This is a genomic window from Streptomyces sp. NPDC046716 (genome assembly GCF_040645755.1).
Lineage (GTDB): Bacteria > Actinomycetota > Actinomycetes > Streptomycetales > Streptomycetaceae > Streptomyces.
In genome coordinates this window covers 31,892-50,608 of sequence record NZ_JBEYYU010000052.1, presented here as the reverse complement: position 1 = coordinate 50,608, position 18,717 = coordinate 31,892, and the positions used below count along the sequence as shown (strand labels likewise).

At 68.9% G+C, this 18,717-nt stretch carries 12 protein-coding genes and 2 pseudogenes; 5 read left to right on the top strand and 9 right to left on the bottom strand.

Features of this window, described 5'->3' with window-relative positions; all coding sequences use genetic code 11:
• Positions 1-140: 140 nt before the first annotated feature.
• From ABZ930_RS31185 to ABZ930_RS31175, 3 genes and pseudogenes are all read left to right on the top strand, one after another.
• Entirely contained in the window at positions 141-3,287 is a 3,147-nt protein-coding gene (locus ABZ930_RS31185; RefSeq protein ID WP_361555164.1) for an RHS repeat-associated core domain-containing protein, read from the top strand.
• Positions 3,287-3,475 (top strand): hypothetical protein, encoded by a 189-nt coding sequence (locus tag ABZ930_RS31180; protein ID WP_361555124.1) that lies wholly within the window; start codon positions 3,287-3,289, stop codon positions 3,473-3,475. Before ABZ930_RS31185 ends, ABZ930_RS31180 begins: the two co-directional genes overlap by 1 nt.
• 1,477 nt (positions 3,476-4,952) lie before the next feature.
• Positions 4,953-5,222 (top strand): annotated as a pseudogene (locus ABZ930_RS31175) (transposase family protein); the annotation flags it as partial.
• A 192-nt stretch (positions 5,223-5,414) separates the two neighbouring features.
• Here ABZ930_RS31175 and ABZ930_RS31170 read toward each other — a convergent pair.
• Positions 5,415-6,155 carry an IclR family transcriptional regulator C-terminal domain-containing protein gene (locus ABZ930_RS31170; RefSeq protein ID WP_361555121.1) on the bottom strand — a complete coding sequence of 247 codons (741 nt, stop codon included), beginning with the start codon at positions 6,153-6,155 and terminating at the stop codon, positions 5,415-5,417.
• Positions 6,156-6,235: 80 nt separating this feature from the next.
• Between ABZ930_RS31170 and ABZ930_RS31165 the strand changes: the two genes are divergently transcribed.
• A complete protein-coding gene (locus ABZ930_RS31165) occupies positions 6,236-8,143 on the top strand; it encodes an FAD-dependent monooxygenase (RefSeq protein ID WP_361555118.1) in 1,908 nt (635 codons plus the stop codon).
• A 201-nt stretch (positions 8,144-8,344) separates the two neighbouring features.
• Here the strand turns inward: ABZ930_RS31165 and ABZ930_RS31160 are convergent.
• Positions 8,345-8,755 (bottom strand): annotated as a pseudogene (locus ABZ930_RS31160) (MFS transporter); the annotation flags it as partial.
• Here ABZ930_RS31160 and ABZ930_RS31155 point away from each other — a divergent pair.
• Entirely contained in the window at positions 8,703-9,389 is a 687-nt protein-coding gene (locus ABZ930_RS31155) for a TAXI family TRAP transporter solute-binding subunit (RefSeq protein WP_361555115.1), read from the top strand. The pseudogene ABZ930_RS31160 and the gene ABZ930_RS31155 sit on opposite strands and share 53 nt — an antisense overlap.
• Before the next feature lie 818 nt (positions 9,390-10,207).
• On the opposite strand, the gene ABZ930_RS31150 is transcribed toward ABZ930_RS31155, so the two are convergent.
• From ABZ930_RS31150 to ABZ930_RS31120, 7 genes are read right to left on the bottom strand one after another with little or no spacing between them, the layout of a single operon-like run.
• On the bottom strand, positions 10,208-11,944 hold the full coding sequence (locus tag ABZ930_RS31150; protein WP_361555112.1) for a CocE/NonD family hydrolase: 1,737 nt from the start codon (positions 11,942-11,944) through the stop codon (positions 10,208-10,210).
• Positions 11,941-12,879: an MBL fold metallo-hydrolase gene (locus ABZ930_RS31145; RefSeq protein ID WP_361555109.1), complete on the bottom strand. Its 939-nt coding sequence runs from the start codon at positions 12,877-12,879 to the stop codon at positions 11,941-11,943. Before ABZ930_RS31145 ends, ABZ930_RS31150 begins: the two co-directional genes overlap by 4 nt.
• Complete coding sequence (locus ABZ930_RS31140; RefSeq protein ID WP_361555106.1) at positions 12,876-13,805, bottom strand: alpha/beta hydrolase; 930 nt, start codon at positions 13,803-13,805, stop codon at positions 12,876-12,878. The genes ABZ930_RS31145 and ABZ930_RS31140 overlap by 4 nt, the downstream gene beginning before the upstream one ends.
• 3 nt (positions 13,806-13,808) lie before the next feature.
• Positions 13,809-14,954 carry an FAD-dependent monooxygenase gene (locus tag ABZ930_RS31135; protein ID WP_361555103.1) on the bottom strand — a complete coding sequence of 382 codons (1,146 nt, stop codon included), beginning with the start codon at positions 14,952-14,954 and terminating at the stop codon, positions 13,809-13,811.
• A 10-nt stretch (positions 14,955-14,964) separates the two neighbouring features.
• Positions 14,965-15,936, bottom strand: a complete 972-nt coding sequence (locus tag ABZ930_RS31130; protein WP_361555100.1) for a phosphotriesterase — start codon at positions 15,934-15,936, stop codon at positions 14,965-14,967.
• 22 nt (positions 15,937-15,958) lie between these two features.
• A complete protein-coding gene (locus ABZ930_RS31125) occupies positions 15,959-16,927 on the bottom strand; it encodes a phosphotriesterase (RefSeq protein ID WP_361555097.1) in 969 nt (322 codons plus the stop codon).
• Entirely contained in the window at positions 16,924-18,609 is a 1,686-nt protein-coding gene (locus tag ABZ930_RS31120; RefSeq protein WP_361555094.1) for an MFS transporter, read from the bottom strand. The genes ABZ930_RS31125 and ABZ930_RS31120 overlap by 4 nt, the downstream gene beginning before the upstream one ends.
• Positions 18,610-18,717 lie beyond the last annotated feature (108 nt).

Below are 18,717 nucleotides of genomic sequence, written 5' to 3'. Positions count from 1 at the left end.
AGAAGAAGCTGAGATCGGCCACGCTCGCGGTCCTCGCGTCCGGCGTGGTCACCCTGTCGCTCCTGCCGACGTCCGGCGCGGCGGCAGCGGACGACGGCCCGGCGGCCTCGGCCTGGGGCAAGGATGCCCCGTCGTTCTCGATGCCGAAGGTCCAGGTCGGCGCCACCAAGCCGGCCGCTCCGCAGGCGGAGCGCACCCCGTCCGACGAGGTGGCGGCGTGGCGTGAGGCACAGAAGAAGCGTGCCCAGAGCGGCAGTTCGACCGCCGCGGCCCGGTCCGCGATCGCCGCTACCACGAGCTATGTGCCCGAAGGGCAGGGCGCGGTTCCGTGGCACCGCATGAGCGGCTTCGCGATCACCGACGCGCTCAGCGCCCGGATCGACTACTCGACCGGCAACCTGATGCTGGCCGCCACGGACTTCCAGATCGCAGGGGTGGGCCAGGACCTGACGCTCGCGCGCACCTACAACTCCCTCGACGCACCGTGGGGGAAGGTGTCGCAGCGGTGGTGGCAGCAGTACGAGCGCTACCTGCAGATCTTCGACAGCGAGGTCATCCTCTACGACGCCTCCGGCGACAGCGTCCGTTTCACCGAGAACAGTGACGGCACCTTCAAGACGCCCGCGGGCTACTCGAAGAACCTGAAGAAGAACAGCGACGGCACCTTCACGGTCACCAACTGGAAGTCCGGCGCGAAGGACACCTACGACGCAGGCGGCACCCTGACCAAGGTGACCGACCGCAACAAGGGCTCCATCACCGTCACGCAGCACGACGAGGGCGGCGAGCACAAGGGCTTCAAACTCACCGAGTCCCGCTCCGGGCGCTGGATCGATCTGGTCAAGACGGACGCTTCGCAGTGGCAGGCCAAGGACAACTCCGGTCGCACCACGGTCTTCGACCTCGACCCGTCCGGCAACCTCGCCCGCACGACGGACGCCGAGGGCAAGACCACGACGTTCGGCTACGACTCCTCCCGCCGCCTCACCAAAATCACCACCGCCGAGGGCCGGGTCACCGTCTTCACCTACGACGACGCCAACCGCGTCACCTCGATGCTGCGCGCCACGGACTTCAACGGCTCTGGCCACACCGGACCGACCTGGACCTACGGTTACAGCGCATCGAGTCCGACGGCGGCCGGGACGACGAAGGTCACCGACCCGGAGCAGCACGCCACCGTTTACAAGCATGACGGCGACGGCCAGGTCACCGACGTCACCGACGCCCTCGGTCGCAACCGGTCGACGAAGTTCGATGCGAACCACAACATCGACACGTCGACCGACGCGATGGGCACCGGTACCGGCGGGACCGGCGGCAACGCCACGGTGTACCAGTTCAACACCCGCAACAACCTGGAGACAACGACCACCCCCACCAAAGGCAAGTCGGTGACCAGCTGGCAAACCATCGCCGGCGGCGACGTCCCGGACGAGTCCATGAACGCCGACGGCGAGAAGACGAAGTTCGGATATGACACCGCCGGCAACACCATGTCGGTCGCGCAGACCGGCACGGGCGGCGGGAACGTAGCGCTGACCCGCAACAAGACCAGCCCCACGTGTGGCGGCTTCGAAGGACAGGTCTGCGCGCAGGAAACCACGATGTCCGCCTCGAAGAAGGTGAAAACGTCCTTCACCTACGACGACCAGGGCAACCTGAAGTCGGTCAAGGCCCCCTCCCCGCTGGGTGAGACGATCTACACGTACGACAGCCTGGGCCGTACCGAGACCCTTGTCGACGGCCGCGGTATCAAGAAGGTCTTCGCCTACGACAACCTCGACCGCATCAAGACCGTCTCCACCACGAACGACACGGTGCGCTATTCGTACGACGGTGACGGCAACCTGCGCCAGCGCGACGACTCCACCGGCACCGTCAAGTACGAGTTCGACCCTCTGCAGCGCGAGACGGTCCGCACCCTCCAGGACGGCTCCCAGACGCTGCTCGCGTACACGCCGGCGGGCAACGTCGACTTCTACCAGGGCCCGGCCGGGAAGATCGACTACACCTGGAACGAGGTCAACACCCTCTCCACGCTGAAGGATCCGCAGGGCCGGGTCACCAGCTACGAGTACAACCGCAACGACAAGCGGACGGTGACCAAGTACCCGGGCGGCACCACCCAGACCTTCGGCCTGGACAAGTCCATGCGGCCCGAGACGGTCAAGACGACGAGCCCGAAGGGCACGCTCGTCGACCTGGCCTACACCTACGGATACGGAACGAACGCCGGGACCGACGGCGACAAGATCCGCACGAAGACGGACAAGGCCGCGGGCACGAAGACGACCTACACCTACGACGGCGCGGGCCGCTTCTCCTACGCCGCGGAGAACAAGGGCTCCACCCTCAACGAGGCCTGGCAGTACTGCTACGACCTGGCCGGCAACCTCACCAGCCAGGGCATCACCCCCGGCTGCCCCCGCGGCACGACCTACACCGTCAACGACGCCCAGCAGATCACCGCGAAGAACGGCTCCACGACGAACTGGTCCTACGACAAGGCCGGCAACGAGACCGCCGGCGCCTCCACCCCCGAAGGCACGCGCACGGGGGAGAGGTGGTCGGATCACAGCCAGCTCACGTCGCTGACGGTGGGCGGCAAGTCCTACACCGGGCAGTACGGCTCCACGGACCAGAGTGAGCGCATCCGCCTCGGGGACACCTACTTCCACAACGGACCCATCGGCCTGTCGGCGACGTCAACCGCTGGGGTGGACACGGGCTTCAACCGGGAGCCCGGGGGCACGTTGAACTCCATGACCCGCAGCGGCAAGGCGTACTACTACCTCACGGACGCGATCGGCTCCGTCATCGGCGTGACCGACGAGTCGGGCGCGAAGGTGAACACGTACTCCTACAGCCCTCGGGGCGTCACCCGCGCGGCCGGCAGCGAGACGCTGGTCCAGCCCTACCGGTTCGCCGGCGGCTACCAGGACGTCACCGGCCTCTACCACTACGCGGCCCGCTACTACGACCCCAACATCGGCCGCTTCACCCAGCCCGACCCCTCCGGTCAGGAACAGAACCCCTACCTCTACGCCGAAGGCGACCCCGTCAACCGCATCGACCCCACGGGCCTGTTCGGCTTCAACACCTTCATCAAGGGCGTGGGACACACACTCGCCGCGGGAGGCACGGCATTCGGTGCTGCTGTGGGCATCGCGTCCTGTTTCCCGACCGCGGGTGCCGGGTGTGCCGCCGGTGTCGCTTCCGCCGGGACCTCCGTGGTAGAGGGAGCCAACGCATACGAAAATCTCACGAAGGCTTTTGACGAATGATGTCGAATTCCAAGAAGGTGCTCGCCGTCTTCGGGGCCATTATTGCCCTGATCGGGGGAGCGCTTGCGGTCGCTGAAGCAACCGACACCGATGCCATCACCGCGGTGAAGATTGTGGGATTCTTCCTCATCGGCGTAGGGGTTCTGATCTTCATCGTCAGTCTGATGAGGCGAACGCCGCGCCGGTAGAACAGGCGACGCATTTCCTGTGGCCCTGACGAGCAGACGTCGGGGCCACAGGGAATATCCCTTCATGGTCGCGGTATCTATGCCGACGCGCCTATTGATCTGAAACTCAAATGGTTCTATTAGACGGCCCGACGCCCGCGTGGCTGGGCTTCGAGCGCCTGACGCCCGCCCGCGAGCCACTTCGCCCACCAGCTGTCCACGTTTTGAGCGAGACGCCGAACTCCGCTGCGACGTTCGGTCCCTGCCCGGCACCAGTGCGGCCACCGCCAGCATCCGCAATGCTTCTTGCGCCGACGGCGACAACTGCCGCGCGTCCCGGACCAGTTCACTCACGCGGTGTTCAACGCCCCGGCGAGCCGTTTCGGATCACCAGTGTGTCAGCATCAGCCGGTGACCGAGCCACCACTGCACCCACCCGACGTGGAACTCTTCGAGGTGGACCAAGTCCGCTTCACCGAGGCGCCACGCTGCGTGTGTCGCCCGCAGAACGGCTGGCCATGGACCGTGTCTGGGACGAGGCGGTCCAGGCCAACCCCAACCTCTTCGACGGGCCGGCGGTCGCGTGCACCGGGTTGGAGTGTAAAGCGCCCGGCAGCGTGGTCCTGTCCTGGACGAGGGCGACCTACCGGTACCGCGCCCTGCGCCGGGTCCCCTTCGGTGTCCTCCGTGTTCGTCGCCGTCGGCGGCAACCCCTGGCCGACTGCAGCTGCCCGGCGGTTCCCTTGAGCCGCCGCCTCCTGAACAGCCCCTCGACGTGGCAGCGCTCCGTCGTCATGCCGCGCCAGAGCTTGCCGAAGAGACGGGTGTCGACACCGCCCGATGGCCTGGCCCTGTGGCTTGTCACACGCGGAGAACACGGAAAAGTCGGTTTCCTGTTCCGTTCTCCGAGCCGCCTAGCCGACCTGCTTCACCAGCGATTCGAAGCCCTGGCATCCGCGGAGACAGTACGGGGACACGAGCCGGAGCTGGACCAGATCGCACTCATCCGCTCCGCAACGAGCTGGCGACCCTCGACAGGCCCCAAGCGGACTACCTGACACCGATCATCCACCGGTACGCACAGGAGAGCTCCAGCACGACGCCAGACCGCGTGGTGAACAGAACCGATTGACTTTCGGATCAATATCAACAACAACGGTTCCAGCCGCGCGCTGAACTCTGCGAGGGCGAGCCGGGCCAGATCTGTGGGGCGCCGTCCTGCGGCGGGCCAGAGCCCATCCGACGCCGTGACGCCACAGCCAGTTGCGCAGGTCCGCGCCTCGACCGGGGCAAGGAAAAGGCCGCGCCGACTACTTCCCCACGACAGCTCGGGGCAGTTACGTCCGGCGTGAACTGAGGTCCGCGCCGACGAGGCCTGCGCGCCCTCCGCCGCGGCCTGCGGCACATCCAGCTCCGTCCCAACCTGATCGACGGTTGCCTGACCGAAACCGGGCTCGACGCGACGCATCATCCGACAACAACCCGAGAAGGTCAGTAATCCGGAAAACACAAACGCCACGGCGTGAACGTCCAGGTCCTCGCCGATCCGTTCGATCGTCTGCTCTGGGCCTCACCGACCCTGCCCGGCTCGACCCTCGACCTGACCGCCGCCCGGCACCACGGGATCATTGACGCCCTCGCCGCACCAGGCCTTAAATGCTGGGCGGACAAGGCATATCAAGGAGCCGGCAAACCCGTCCGCGTCCCGTTCCGGGGCCGCTACCTCAAGCGCTGGAAGCGCCGCCACAACACCAGCAACGCCAAGATCTGCCGGTGAGGGGCACGACTGACCGTGCGGTGTTGGCGCATCTGTTGCGGACACTGGTGAGGCGGCGGCCGTTCCGGTGGCATACTGCGTTTCGGTGCGCGCCGCACAGATGTCACAGGAGGAGGCCGCGCCCTCTCCCGGTGTCCGCTCGTCGGTGCCACACACACGGCGGTGCGAAGCTGCGCTGCGCCCTCAGCCGACGGCGATTCGGGCTGCGGCGGCCTTGAGCGCGGTCGACAAGGCGGGCAGCAGTGCGCGGGACCAGCGTGCCGACGGCATGGACAGCGAGATCGCGGCGGGTGGGTAGCCGGCCGTGCCGGTGGGCAGGGCGACGCCGAGCGCGGTGAGGCCGGTCTCGGTGGCCTCCTGGTTGAGGGCGTGGCCCTCGCGGCGGGCGTGTTGGATGGCACGCCGGTGGACGACGCGCTGGTCCGGGGCGAGGCCGCAGCGCTCCAGGACCGCTTCCACGGCGTCGTCGTCGTACCGGGCGAGCAGGGCACGGCCGCCGGAGGCGGCGTAGGCGGGCAGGATGCGGCCGGTGCGGTCGCCGACGCGGAGCACTTGGTCGGCCTCCTCGGTGGCGAGGAAGCGGACCCCGGTGCCCTCTTCGTCCAGCAGTAGAAGGTTGGCGGTCTCGTGCCAATGGTCGCGCAGCGCGCGCAGCTGCGGGCCGGCGGCCTCGCGCAGCCGGGTCACGGGTGCGCGGGAGCGGGCCTGGCCCAGCTGCGGGCCGGCGTCGTAGCGGCGGTCGGGCAGCTGCACGGCGAAGTCGCGGTGCACGAGTGTGGCGAGCAGCCGGTGTGCGGTCGAGACGGACACCCCGACCCGCTGCGCGGCGTCGGTGACCCGCATCGGACCCTCCTGGCGCAGCACGATCGCCAGCAGCAGGGCGGAGTCCACGGAGCCGACGGCGTAGGCAGGTTTGTTCCGCATAGCAGAAAAGTCTATCCCTCATGGTGGGACGTGCAGAGAATCGTGGCGTCATCCGCCACCTCTGCCAAGGAGTTCGCATCGTGCAGTTCCATCTCGACGGATACCGTCCCGGCGACCCTTCGGTGAAGGAGGCGCATCCCGCCGCCCAGGCCCCGGACGCCGGACTGCCCGAGACCGCCGACGTGCTGATCGTCGGTTGCGGCCCGGCCGGTCTGGTCCTGGCAGCGCAACTGGCGGCCTTCCCCGGGATCGGGACGGTGGTGGTGGATCGCAAGGACGGGCCGCTGCAGGTTGGGCAGGCCGACGGGGTCGCCTGCCGCACCGTGGAGATGTTCGAGGCATTCGGGCTGGCCGAGCAGCTGAAGCAAGAGGCGTACCAGGTCAACGAGGTGACCTTCTGGAAGCCCGATCCCACGGACAGCTCCGCGATCGTCCGCACCGGCCGGATCGACGACGTCGAGGAGGGCATCTCCGAGATGCCGCACCTGATCGTGAACCAGGCCCGCATGCTGGACTTCCTGCGCGAGCACATGGCCCGCTCGGCGTCCCGCACGGTCCCGCACTACTCCTTGAACGCCACCGCCGTGGACATCGACCAGGGCGCGGACGCGGGGGAGTACCCGGTCACCGTGTCCCTGGAGAACGAGAGCGGCGGCACGTCCGTGGTGCGCGCCAAGTACGTGGTCGGCACCGACGGGGCACGCAGCTCGGTGCGCGAGGCGATCGGCCGGCGGCTCGAGGGCGACGCGCTGAACCAGACCTGGGGCGTCCTGGACGTCCTGGTGGACACCGACTTCCCCGACATCCGGCTGAAGTCCGTGATCCAGTCAGAGGCCGGCTCACTGCTGATCATTCCGCGTGAGGGCGGCTACCTGGTGCGGCTCTACATCGAGCTGGACGCGGAGCGGTACGGGGACCAGCTGCGGGAGAAAACCGTCACCCCTGAGGTGCTCGCCAGGGCCGCGAACCGGATCCTGCAGCCGTACCGGGTCGAGGTGAAGGACGTCGGCTGGTGGGCGGTGTACGAGGTCGGCCAGCGGCTGTGCGCGAAGTTCGACGACGTGCCGCAGGAGGAGACGGGGGACCGGCTGCCCCGCGTCTTCATCGCGGGCGACGCCTGCCATACCCACAGCGCCAAGGCCGGACAGGGCATGAACGTGTCGATGGCCGACGCCTTCAACCTCGGCTGGAAGCTGGCCGCCGTAGTGACCGGCACGGCGGCCCCCGAACTGCTGCACACCTACTCCGAGGAGCGGCAGCGGGTCGCCCAGGACCTCATCGACTTCGACCGGGACTTCGCCTCCAAAATGGCCGCGGGAGGGGGCAACAAAACGGCCGCGCCGGAAGGCGAACGGGAGGAGTTCTCCGACTACTTCCGCGCCCAGGGCCTCTACACCGCCGGTCTGTCCGTCCGCTACGAACCCTCGATGATCACGGGCACCGGCGAGCACCAGCACCTCGCCAAGGGCTTCCCGATCGGGATGCGATTCCACTCCGCGCCGGTGGTGCGGCTCGCCGATGCCCGGCCCGTACAGCTGGGGCACGCCGCCCGGGCCGACGGCGCCTGGAGGCTCTACCTCTTCGCCGACCGGATGGGGCCGCAGGCCTCCGACGGCCCGTTCCGCCGACTCTGCGACCATCTCGCCTCCGCGGCCTCCCCGTTGGCCCGCTTCACCCCCGTGGGCGCCGAACCGGATGCGGTCCTCGACGTCCGCGCGATCCTGCAGCAGCCGCATCGCACCCTCGAGCCGACCGCGCTGCCTGCGGTGCTGCGCCCCCGCAAGGGCCGTTTCGCCCTGGTGGACCACGAGAAGGTCTTCTGCCCCGACCCGCAGCAGGCGGACATCTTCGACCTGCGCGGAATCGACCGGGACCGGGGCTGCATGGTGCTGGTCCGCCCCGACCAGTACGTCGCCCACATCCTGCCGCTGGACGCCACTGCGCAGCTGTCCGACTTCCTCCAGGGGGTCCTGCGTGAAGTGGACTGAGGCCGACACATCGACTCTCCTCGACGCCACGGCCGGCGCTCTACAGGAAGGCAGGTGCCCGGAAGTGGACGTCCACCCTGCACCTTCGTCACCGAGGTTGTTCCCGGCCGGCGGGCTCAGTGGCGGCAACGGCTGCGCAGACACTCGGCTGGGAGATGCACTCACGTTGGCAGAGTGCATCCATCGGCCCTGACGCACTCCTTACGGGCTCTGCGGTTGGGCCGTCCGTCGTCCGCCTGACGCGGTCGCCTCTTCGCGTGCCTCGGCCAGGACGAGGCGGGCGCGGCGGGTGCGGGGGGTGCCGGAGCCGAACAGGGCCAGGGCGATGGCGCCGACCAGCCAGGTGCCGGCGATGAAGTAGAAGACGCTGCGGTACCTGTGGCTGGTGCAGAGCGCCGCGACGATGAGCGGGCTCGCAGCGTTGGACAGACGGCCGAGGCCGTAGGAGATGCTCGTGCCGAGGGAGCGGCCGCGGGTGTCGAAGAGTTCGGGGGAGCAGGCGTAGGCGAGTGCGGTGTAGCCGCGCTCGAAGAAGTTCACCAGGAAACCGAACGCGACGATGAGGACCGGGCTGAACGTGAGCCCGTACAGCAGACCGCACACCGCGATGACCGGCGACATCTCCGGAATCGGCCGCGGTCCCAGCGGAGTGCTGCGCCTGGCGACCGGAGAACCGACCGCCTTCTATGAGGCTTTCGGGCACCTCCTGGCGGATGAACTCCCGGCGGCACACCCCGGCCCGCAATGCCACGTACACACCACCGCGGGCAGCGTCGACAACATCGAGCGGCTGCGTGACGGCCGGGCCGATCTCGCCCTCGTCCTCACCTCCACCGCACAGGACGCCACGGGCACCGACGTGTTCCCACGGCCCGGGCCGCTGTGGGCGGTCGGCCGGGTCTACGAGAACCATCTCCAGTTCGCGGTGCGCGCCGACACGGGTGTGCGGGCCGTGGCCGGCCTGCGTGGTGGACACGTCGACTCGCTGGGGGCTCCGGGCTCGAGGGCGGCCGTATTCGGGGAACGGCTGCTGCGCGCCGCGGGCCTGTCGGCCGGAACCGACGTGCACGTACGCCATCTGCCGTTGAACGACGCGGCAAGCGCCATGGCGGCCGTGTTCGTGGACGGGCTGCTCGTGGCGGGCGGCGTGCCGCTGCCCATGCTCAAGAACTGCTGGTCCGGCGCGCCACGGCCCTCGTCCCGGACAACGCTGTGGGTACCCAGTTCCTCGGCGTCCGCAGCTTGATCGGCACCGGAGGCGTCGCCCTGCACCCTTGGGCGCTCGCAGCGTACCGGTCGCTGCACGGCTGATCGTCGACGCCGACGCAGGCGGGCCGATCCGGCCCGGGAATGAAGGCCGTGGCGCGGGGCCAGGAACGCCGGGTGATCGCCCGTTCCCCGGTAGCGAGCCGCTCACTGCTCGCCCTGGCGGCAGTCGGCGCGGCGGCTGTCCCGGCAGTTCGGCCGACGCGGCACATGGAGCGGGCGCTCAACCTGGCTACAGGACTGGCGGGGGCACCGTACGGCATCTTTGGGCGGCGGCTGTGGTGCCGCCTGGCCAGATGGAGCGGTGGGTCCTGCGCGTGTTGAAGTGTGTCTCGTACTCGGCGAGACCGCCGGAGGGCTGGACCGCGGACAACATGCACTGGACCCGATCGCGCCCATGCTTTGCCAGACCCCTGCTGACCTGCAGATTTCAGCGAATTCGCGACTCGTGTATGGCGATCCGTGGTCGGTGTGCATGATCGCTCCGGCCAGGCCTGTCGCTGGTCGGCCAGTCGACCAGCGACAGGCTTGCTTCGGGCACGCCGGGTAGTGCATTTCGTGCGCCGTCCCGGGCAGGAACCGATTCGAGGCCGGAGCGCACTTCAGCGTGAGCAGTCCCGTCCGCACCGAGGACGCGAACGCATCGCGACGCGACTCGCTGCGCAATCGGTCGGAGCTGCGCAGGGTGTCCTGGTGTCCCGTGGATCGACCGGAACTGGTCTCGCGGTACGCGCCGCTGGGCCGACGGCTGAGTTCCAGGCGCACACTTACGCCGAGTCGGAGGTCAAGGACGCCGGATCACTCCTCCCGTCCGCCGGTCGTGAAAGGCAGTACCAGACGTGAGGGATGCGCCGCGTCGCGGTAGACCTTGTGCGTGACCGGGCGGCCCACCGGGAGGTGGAAGGCGTCGGGCGGCAGCAGGGAGTTGTGCTCGTCGGCCAACGGCTCGTCGTTGGAGAGTTGCAGCACCATCTTGTGGCCCGGCAGGAATGTCGCGGCGAACGGGTAGAGCCGGACGACGTACTCCTCGACCCTGCCCGGCTCGACCGGTACGGATCGCGTGTGCGGGTGGTACGGGTCGCCCTCGGTGGTGCGCTCCTCGTCCAGCTCGCGGTGCGACGCCTTGAGGAAGCCAGTGGTGATCAGCTGGCGCTTGCCGTTCGGTGCCTCGTCCCAGACCCGCACAATGAGGTTGGTGTCGGGCTGGTCGATCTCGACGAAGAGGTGCGCGGCACCGGAGCCGATCAGCTCCGTCGGCTCCTCGAAGAGCGGACTGCTCCAGTCGAGGATCTCGACCTTGTCGGTGACCGTGAGCGGCGCCTGGTAGAAGCCGTCGGGGACGGCGTGCTCGGCCCCCATCCGCTCGGGTGAGAACGAGAGCTGGCGGCGCGGTCGCAGGTAGATCGAGCGGTGATCGATGCCCTTCGGCGGCCAGCTCTCCGCACCGACGACCTCGCGAGAGCCCTCCACGAAGACGTTGACCGCGGGTTCGTCCATGATCCCGTTGTCGATGCCCTTGAGCCAGTACTCGTACCAGCGGAACATCTTGTCGTGCTCCTCGACCCATGGGCGCGACTGCATCGGCGGGTAGGAACCGATGTCGAGCCGCTTTGGACCCCGCAGGGTGTGGAAGAGCTCGATGTGCCCGTCGACGGTCCAGCCGCGACCCTGGTCGATCTGGAGATAGACCGGGATGTCGATGTTCCGGGCCAGGTTGACGGGGTTGCGCTCCTCGTACCACTCCCCGTCGAGCTCGTTCATCACGATGTCGAACCACGCCTCGTGGTGCTTCGGGTAGTTGAGGAGATGGACGAGGTTGGGCCAGGCAGCGATGTCCGGGTCCGCCAGCCGCCGCGCGACGCGCTCCTTGACCTCTTCGGGTGAATACGTCTCGAGCATCCGCGACTTGACCCGGTCGGTGAATGCCCAGCCGGAGTCTCCGCCGCGACCCTCGCGGGCGGCGCGTGGCATGAACCACATGACGCCGCCGTGATACGTCGTCTCGTAGAAGTCGTAGTGACCACCTGAGATGAAGACCGCCTTCAGATGCGGAGGCCGCTCGGCGGCGGCGAAGATCTGCATCGACCCGAAGTAGGAGATGCCGATCATGCCGACGTTGCCGTCGCACCACGGCTGCGCGGCGACCCACTCGATGAAGTCGTAGGCGTCCTGCCCCAGGGAGACGCCGCCGGCGTTGTAGTTGCCGATGTGCTCGCCCTCGGAGGCGCCGGAGCCGCGCAGGTCCCCGATGACGTGAACGTAGTCCTCCTCGACCACGCGGGCGGTGTCACCGGCCTCGATGCAGCCGTCCCACATGGGGGAGGGTCGCCGTTGCGGCGGGGTGGTGAGGGCGAGGGCCTGGAGCTCCTTGCCATAGGGGCTCAGCGCCACGAGCGCCGGGCGCGGCTTGTCCTGCGTGCCCCGGTAGACGTCCGCGGCCAGTGTGACGCCGTCGCGCATCGGGACACGCAGGTCCTTGGCGACCGCGATCTCCTGTAGACCTGCCGTGATCGTCTGCCAGTTGTGCTCGGTCATCGGTTCTTCTCCTGCGTGTCTTGCGTGTGGTAGCCGTGCATCGTGGTGAAGAACGGGGACGGCTCCAGGGCCGGGTCGCCGTCGTAGCCGAGCTGCGCGGCGGCCGAAGCAAAGGGTGCGTACGGCGAGTTCGAGGTGGTCGGCCCGGCTCCCTGGCAATTGCAGGCGGCCGCGCGGACTCCCGCCTCGATGTCGAGGCTGGCGTCGAGCATGGATTCCGCCTGCTTCCGGTCGAGTTCTACGCCGGGGGGCTCCTGGTTCTGCAGCCGGTAGGGGTGACCGAGGAAGAGCCGGCTCGGGCGAACCCGGTCGCGGAGGTATTCGATGCTCGTGCGGTATGCGCCCGGATCCGCGTATCCCGGGAAGCCGTTCGCGGCGCCGTGGATCTGGACGGCGTCGCCGACGAAGACGTCGTTCTGGCCGTCGAGGACGTAGGCCACCGAGCCGGGTGTGTGCCCAGGGACGGAGTGGACGGAGACGGTCGCATCACCGCCCAGAGACAGGGTCTCACCGCCTTTGAGCAGCATCGTGGGTTCCATCTCGCCGGAGATGACGGCCTCGGTCGCCGCGGTCACCTTGGCCTCGCCCTCGGCGTCGTTCAGGTAGCGGCCGCGGCCGGTGAGGTACTCCTCGACATGGGCCCGGCGCGAACGCAGCAGCGGCGCGTCGGCCTCGTGGATGACCACCTGTGCCTGCCGGCCGGTCAGTTCCCACAGGGCGTGGGCACCGCCGACGTGGTCGATGTGCCCGTGGGTCAGCAGGATCCACCGCACGTCCTCGATACGGCGGCCGAGCCGGGTCAGCTCCTTGGCCATCGCGGCGGGCGAGCTGGTGATGCCGGTGTCGACGACGGCAAGCTCCGGGGCGTCGATGAGAAAGCTGTAGAGGCCGAAGCGACCCCAGGGCGAGAAGAGCGGGTGGACGGCTACGCTCATCGGCCGTCGTCGCCGTTCAGGAACGCGGCGGTCTCCTCGAAGACCTTCCGGTACTCGGGAAGCCCCCCGAAGTGCTGCACGAAGCCGTGGCCGGCCCCGTCGTAACGGCTGACGGTCGCGTCGACGCCGGCGTCCGCGAGCCGGCGGCCGTAGAGCTCGCCCTCGTCGCGCAGCGGGTCGAACTCGGCGGTGACGACCAGTGCCTTGGGCAGTCCGGCGAGGTCGGCACGCTTGAGCGGCGAGACCCGCGGGTCGGCCGGATCGGCGCCGCTGTTGACGTAGAACGCGTTGAACGGCTTCAGGCTGGCCGTCTCCATGCCGTATCCGACGGCGTTCTCGCGCAGTGACGTGTAGCGGCCCTCGTCGAAGTCGAGGTCGAGGGAGGGGTAGTAGAGCACCTGGTGGGTGATCCCCTCGAAGCCGTCGTCGTGTGCCATCGCGGCGATCGCAGCAACGAATGTACCGCCCGAGCTGTCACCGGCGATCGCGAGCCGCGCACCGTTCCAGCCGAGCTCCGCACCGTTCTCGGCGGCCCAGCGCACCACGCCGTAGCAGTCCTCGAGACCGGCCGGAAAGGCGTTCTCCGGTGCGAGCCGGTAGCCCACGGAGACGACTGTGCGTCCGGTGGCCTTCGCGAGCGACCGTGCGACGTGGTCGTGCGTCTCCAGGCTGCCGAGGAAGAAGGCGCCGCCGTGGAAGTACGCGAGCAGCCCCTGTGCCGTCTCCTTGGTGGGGGTGTACACACGGACCGGTACGTCGCCGTGCGGTGTGGCGGCGGTCATGTCCTCCACCGCGTGCAGCGGCAGGCGGTCCTCGGGCGCCGCCACATGGGACTCGTCGTGGGCGCGCATCACGACGGGGTCGAGTTCGGCCGGCGGCGGTGGCAGTGTCGCGACGAACTTCGCGATCTCCGGGTGCAGGGGCATGATTCAGTCCTCCTTAGTCGGGGCGGTGGTCGTCGAGGTGCTCGCCATCGCGGCGATCTGGCCCGGCTTCTGGCCGGGGAAGACGTCGCTGACCTCGTCGTCGGTCCAGCCATTGCGGGATATCCGCTGAAGCTCGTCGGTGATCGGCTTGCGGATCGCCTGGAAGCTCGCCAGGGCGGCGCGCACCGAGTCGGCCGTGGCGAGCGCGTCGGCGAGCGCGCCCGCGTCGAGGACGGCCGAGTTGGCGCCCTGGCCCTGGTGGTGGCACATCGCGTGCGCGGCGTCGCCGATGAGTACCACCGAGTCGGAGTGCCAGACGTCGATCGGGTCGATGTCGTACACCGCCCGGGAGTTGAGGGTGTCCATGTCGAGGGCGCGGGTCATCTCGACGAGCCGCTGGTCGAAGCCCTCGACCGTCCTGAGGATGTCGTCCTTGGTCACCGTCGGCGCCCAGGTGCTGTCGGGGTTGAGCGCGGTGATGTCGAAGGAGACCTGGCCGCGGTGGAGCAGCGGCAGCAGGTACACCTTGGTGCCGTGGCCGATGTACATCCGCAGGTTGCCGTCGGCGACCATGTCGTACGTGCCCTCCGCGTCGATCACGGCGCGGTAGGCATGCTCGCCGGCGAACACCGGCTGCCGGTCGCTGAAGAGCTGTTCGCGTACGACCGACTTGATGCCGTCGGCGCCGACGACCAGGTCGGCGGTGGCGGTCCTGCCGCCGGCGAAGTGGAGGGTGGCCGTGCTTCCGCCGTCCTCGATCTTCTCCAGCTTGTGCCCCAGCTTGACCATGCCCTGCGGCAGTACGCCGACGAGCGCCTCGATGAAGTCGCCGCGGTGGATGAACCGGGTGGTCTCGCTGAAGGTGTCCTTCTCCGGCCACTCCTCCCGGGCGATGCGCCGGCCGTCGGCGGTGAGGATCTCGAAGGCGTCGCTCGGGGAGCTGACCGCCTTGATCGCCTCGCCGCTGCCGCGGGTGTTGAACTGGTGCATCGAGGACGGGCGCAGGCCGATGCCGGCGCCGACCTCGCGGATCTGGCTCGCCTGTTCGTAGACGGTGACCTGCGCGCCGAGGTTGCTGAGCGCCTTGGCGGCCGCGGCGCCCGCATAGCCCGCGCCGACGACGGCGATGTTCAGATTGGTGATGTTCATGGTCATGCCTTCAGTTCGTGGGCTGGAGGGTGAGGAAGCCCGCGGGCAGGTCGACGAAGATCTTGCGGATCGTGGCGTCGTCGACGCCGTTCTCGCGCAGGGCGGGGATCAGTACCTCGAAGAGGTAGTTGACGGTGTGGCCCTTCACCCCGGGCCAGCCCAGCGGGCTGCAGTTGGCGTCGGCCGAGGCGAGAACGCTGTCGACCAGTCCGTCGCGCAGGTAGCCGAGGAAGTGCTCGAGGCGCTCCTGTCGCGGGCGGCCCCAGAACGGCGGGTCGGGCAGCTCGAGGTCGTATCCGAAGGTGTCGAAGCCGATCCGGCCGCCCTGCTCGGCGATCCACCGATCGCGCACCTTGCCCTGGCTGACGCCGTCGTCGGCGTGCCCGAAGAGCACGCGGTCCAGGGGCAGGCCCTCCTCCTGGAAGATCTCGATGGCGGGCTCGACGTCGACCGCGAGGTGGGTGAAGATCGGTACGCCGGTCTCGAGCGCGGCGCGGGCGGCGGCGCGGTAGATGCGGAGATCGAGATCCTTCATCCTGAAGCCCCGGCTGACGCCGACCTTGATGATTCCCGCCCGGCCACCGGTGTTCCCGATGCCGACGGTGATCTCGTGGACGAACTGGCGGCGCAGGTAGTCGACATCGGCACGCTCGAAGAACGGCAGGGCCGTGTCGCCGCCGACGAAACCGGTCGAGGCGACGATGTGCACGCCGGTCTTCTCCGAGAGCGACTGGTAGTAGTTGACGTCCCGGCCGTTGCAGATGCCGGTCGCGTCGACGAAGGTCCCGCCGCCGTACGGCAGCGTGTTCTCGTGGAACGTCCGCAGCTTGGGAACGGTCTCCTCGTAGCGCTGCTCCGGCGTTCTCCACCACTGGGTGTCGAGCTCGGACCCGGGCATTCCGTAACCGATGTGCTCGTGGACGGCGACGAACCCGAGCTCCTCGGCGGGGATCGGACCGAGAACGGTGTTGACTCGCGACATAAGCCTTTCAGCCTTCTCTCTTTCAGCTCACCGTGAGGAGGGCGGCGGGGTTCTCGACGAGGAGCCGCCGGATGTCCTCGTCACCGAGACCGTGGGCACGTAGGGCGGGGACGAAGTCCGTCAGGACGTGGGAGTAGGCGACGTCGGTCGCCGGGTGACCGAAGGCGGCTCCGGTGGCGCTGGAGGAGAGCAGCACGCGGTGGCCGAGACCCGCTGCCACGAGCTCGGCCACCAGCGTCGTCCGGGCGGCGTCGGTCAGATGGTCGGTCCCGTCGTGGCGGCCCTCGGTACCGACGTGGTCGAGGCCGACGTACGCGCCTCGTTCGGCGACCTTCGCTGCCAGGCCGGCCGCATCGGCCCGGTCGAGACCCGCGACGGCGACCCGGCCTGCGTCGAGGCCCTCCGCCAGGACGACGTCGAGCTCGGCGAGGGGGTCGCTGCCGTACCGGAAGGAGACGGGGACGCCGGTGGCGAGCGCCGCCCGGGCGGCGCCCCGGAGAAGCTCGGTGTCGGTGGCGGTCGCGCCCGAGCGGGTGACGGCCGTGGCGATCAGACCGGCGGGGGAGCGCCGCTCGACGCGCGGCACGACCATGCCCTCGGTGATCTCCTTGCCGAACAGGTCGGCCCACTTCTCGGCCGGCCAGGGCGTCGGCGGGTTCGTCTGCGGGGTGAGGAAGTAGCCGCCCAGCAGCTCCTCGGGCCCCTGACCGGTGGAGGCGACGATGTGCACACCGGTCGAGCGCGACAGCGCCTCCAGAAGCTGCGGATCACGGCCGTGGAACTGGCCTGTGGCGTCGACGAGCGTGCCGCCGCCGGCCTCCCGGAACGCGGTCAGGCGGGCTTTGAGGGCGGTGAAGACCTCGGCCCGGTCGATGGTGATGTCATGGGCGAACTGCGCACCCGGCAGCACCGAGAGCAGCGCCTCGTGGACGGACACCACGCCGAGCTCGTCGGCCCGGACCGGGCCGAGAACTGTGTGGACGGTGGTCATTGGATTCCTCCGGTCAGAGAGTCGGCGGGGGCGGTTTGATCAGTGGCGTTCTCGGCGTTCTCGGCATGCGACTGCGAGCCCGACCGGGCGCCGACCAGGCCGACGGCGGTCAGCAGGGCGGAGGCGGCGGCGCAGGCGGCCGCGGTCAGGAACGTCAGGTTGAACGCGTGGCCGAGCGCGTCGAGCGCGAGTTCGTGGAGGGCGGCGGGCATGGGCACCGCCTTGACCCCCGGGATGGTGGTGGCCGACGGCGGCAGGGTCGGCAGCGAGTTGATGGCGACCGCACCGCCGTGCTCGGCGATTCCCGCCGCCACGCCCCGCAGCGGCTGGGACAGCTGGGCCTCACCCATCGCCTTGCCGAGCCCGTCGGTGAGGCGATGGTTGGCGACGGCCGTCGACAGGGCCCCGCCGACCACCGGCCCGAGCGCGAAGCCGAAGTCGCGGAGCAGGTTCGTGGTGGCCGAGGCCATGCCGGCGAGGCGTGTCGGAACGGAGTTGATCGCCACGGCCGTGATCGATCCGACGGTGAGCGCGAACCCGACGCCGTTGAGCACCATCGGCGCGATGAACTTCACCCAGGCCGCGTCACGGGGTGCCCCCTGTGCGGTGACGAAGTCGTGGACGTCGAGGTTCGAGGACCAGAAGGCCGCGGCGGCGATGAGCAGGAAGCCGGTGGTGAGCACCCACCGCGGGCTGACCGAGTGGATGAGCCTCGCGACGAGTGGCACCAGGAGCAGTGCGGGGACCTGGATGATCAGGAAGAGGATGCCGATCCAGACCGCGCCGATATGGGCCACCGAGCCGAGGAACATCGACATCGAGAAGCAGGTCGCCAGGTAGGCGAACATGCCGGTGACGGCCGTGATGCCGGTGACGGCGAACGCGCGATTCCTGAACAGTGAGAGATGGATCAGCGGCGACGCCGTCCGCAGCTCGACGACCACGAAAGCGATCAGGAACGCCGCACCGACGACGAAGCCGAGGACGATCGAAGCCTGGTCGTAGCCCACGGCGGAGCCTTGGGTGAGCGCCCAGATGAGCGAGACGAGACCGATGATCAGAGTGACCTGGCCCGGGAGGTCGAGTGCACGGCCCTCTGGTGCGGAGGAGTCGTGGGAGGGCAGGGCGGCAACGAGGCCCACCGCGGCGAGTGCGATCGGGATCCAGAAGGCTGTTCTCCAGTGGCCGTTCTGCGCCAGTACGCCGGCGGCGATGGGCGATACGGCCGCGCCCAGGGACAGGAAGCCCGCCCACAGTGCGATGGCCCGGGCGCGGGCCTTCGCGTCCGGCGCGGCTGCCGCGATCATCGTGAGCGAGATCGGGTACAGGGCCCCAGCACCGATGCCGGCGATGATCTGACCGACCCAGAGGTAGTGCACGTGGTCGGCCCCGGCGATCGTGATCAGTTCGCCGACGGCCAGCACGGCGAGGCCGCTGAGCAGTAGTCGCTTTCGACCGAACATGTCGCCCACGACACCGAATGTCAGCTCGAAGATGACCATCGCCGTGGCGAAGGCGGCGCTGACCCAGGTCAGTTCGGCGCCCGATATGCCGAGCGAGGACTGGATCGTGCCCAGTATCGAGGCGGGCAGCGAGTAGGCGACCTGGGCGACGAAGACTGCGAGGCAGCCGGCCACCAACGTGGGGGCGAACCGGGCTCTCGCCTGTGGTGTGTCACTCATCGACGCTCCTTCGAGGGAGAAGTGATGCGACCGGAGAACCGCGGTCCGGGGGAACGCTGCCACTGCCTTTACGCAACGTCAAGAGAATGTTCGAAGTGTGTATCTAAC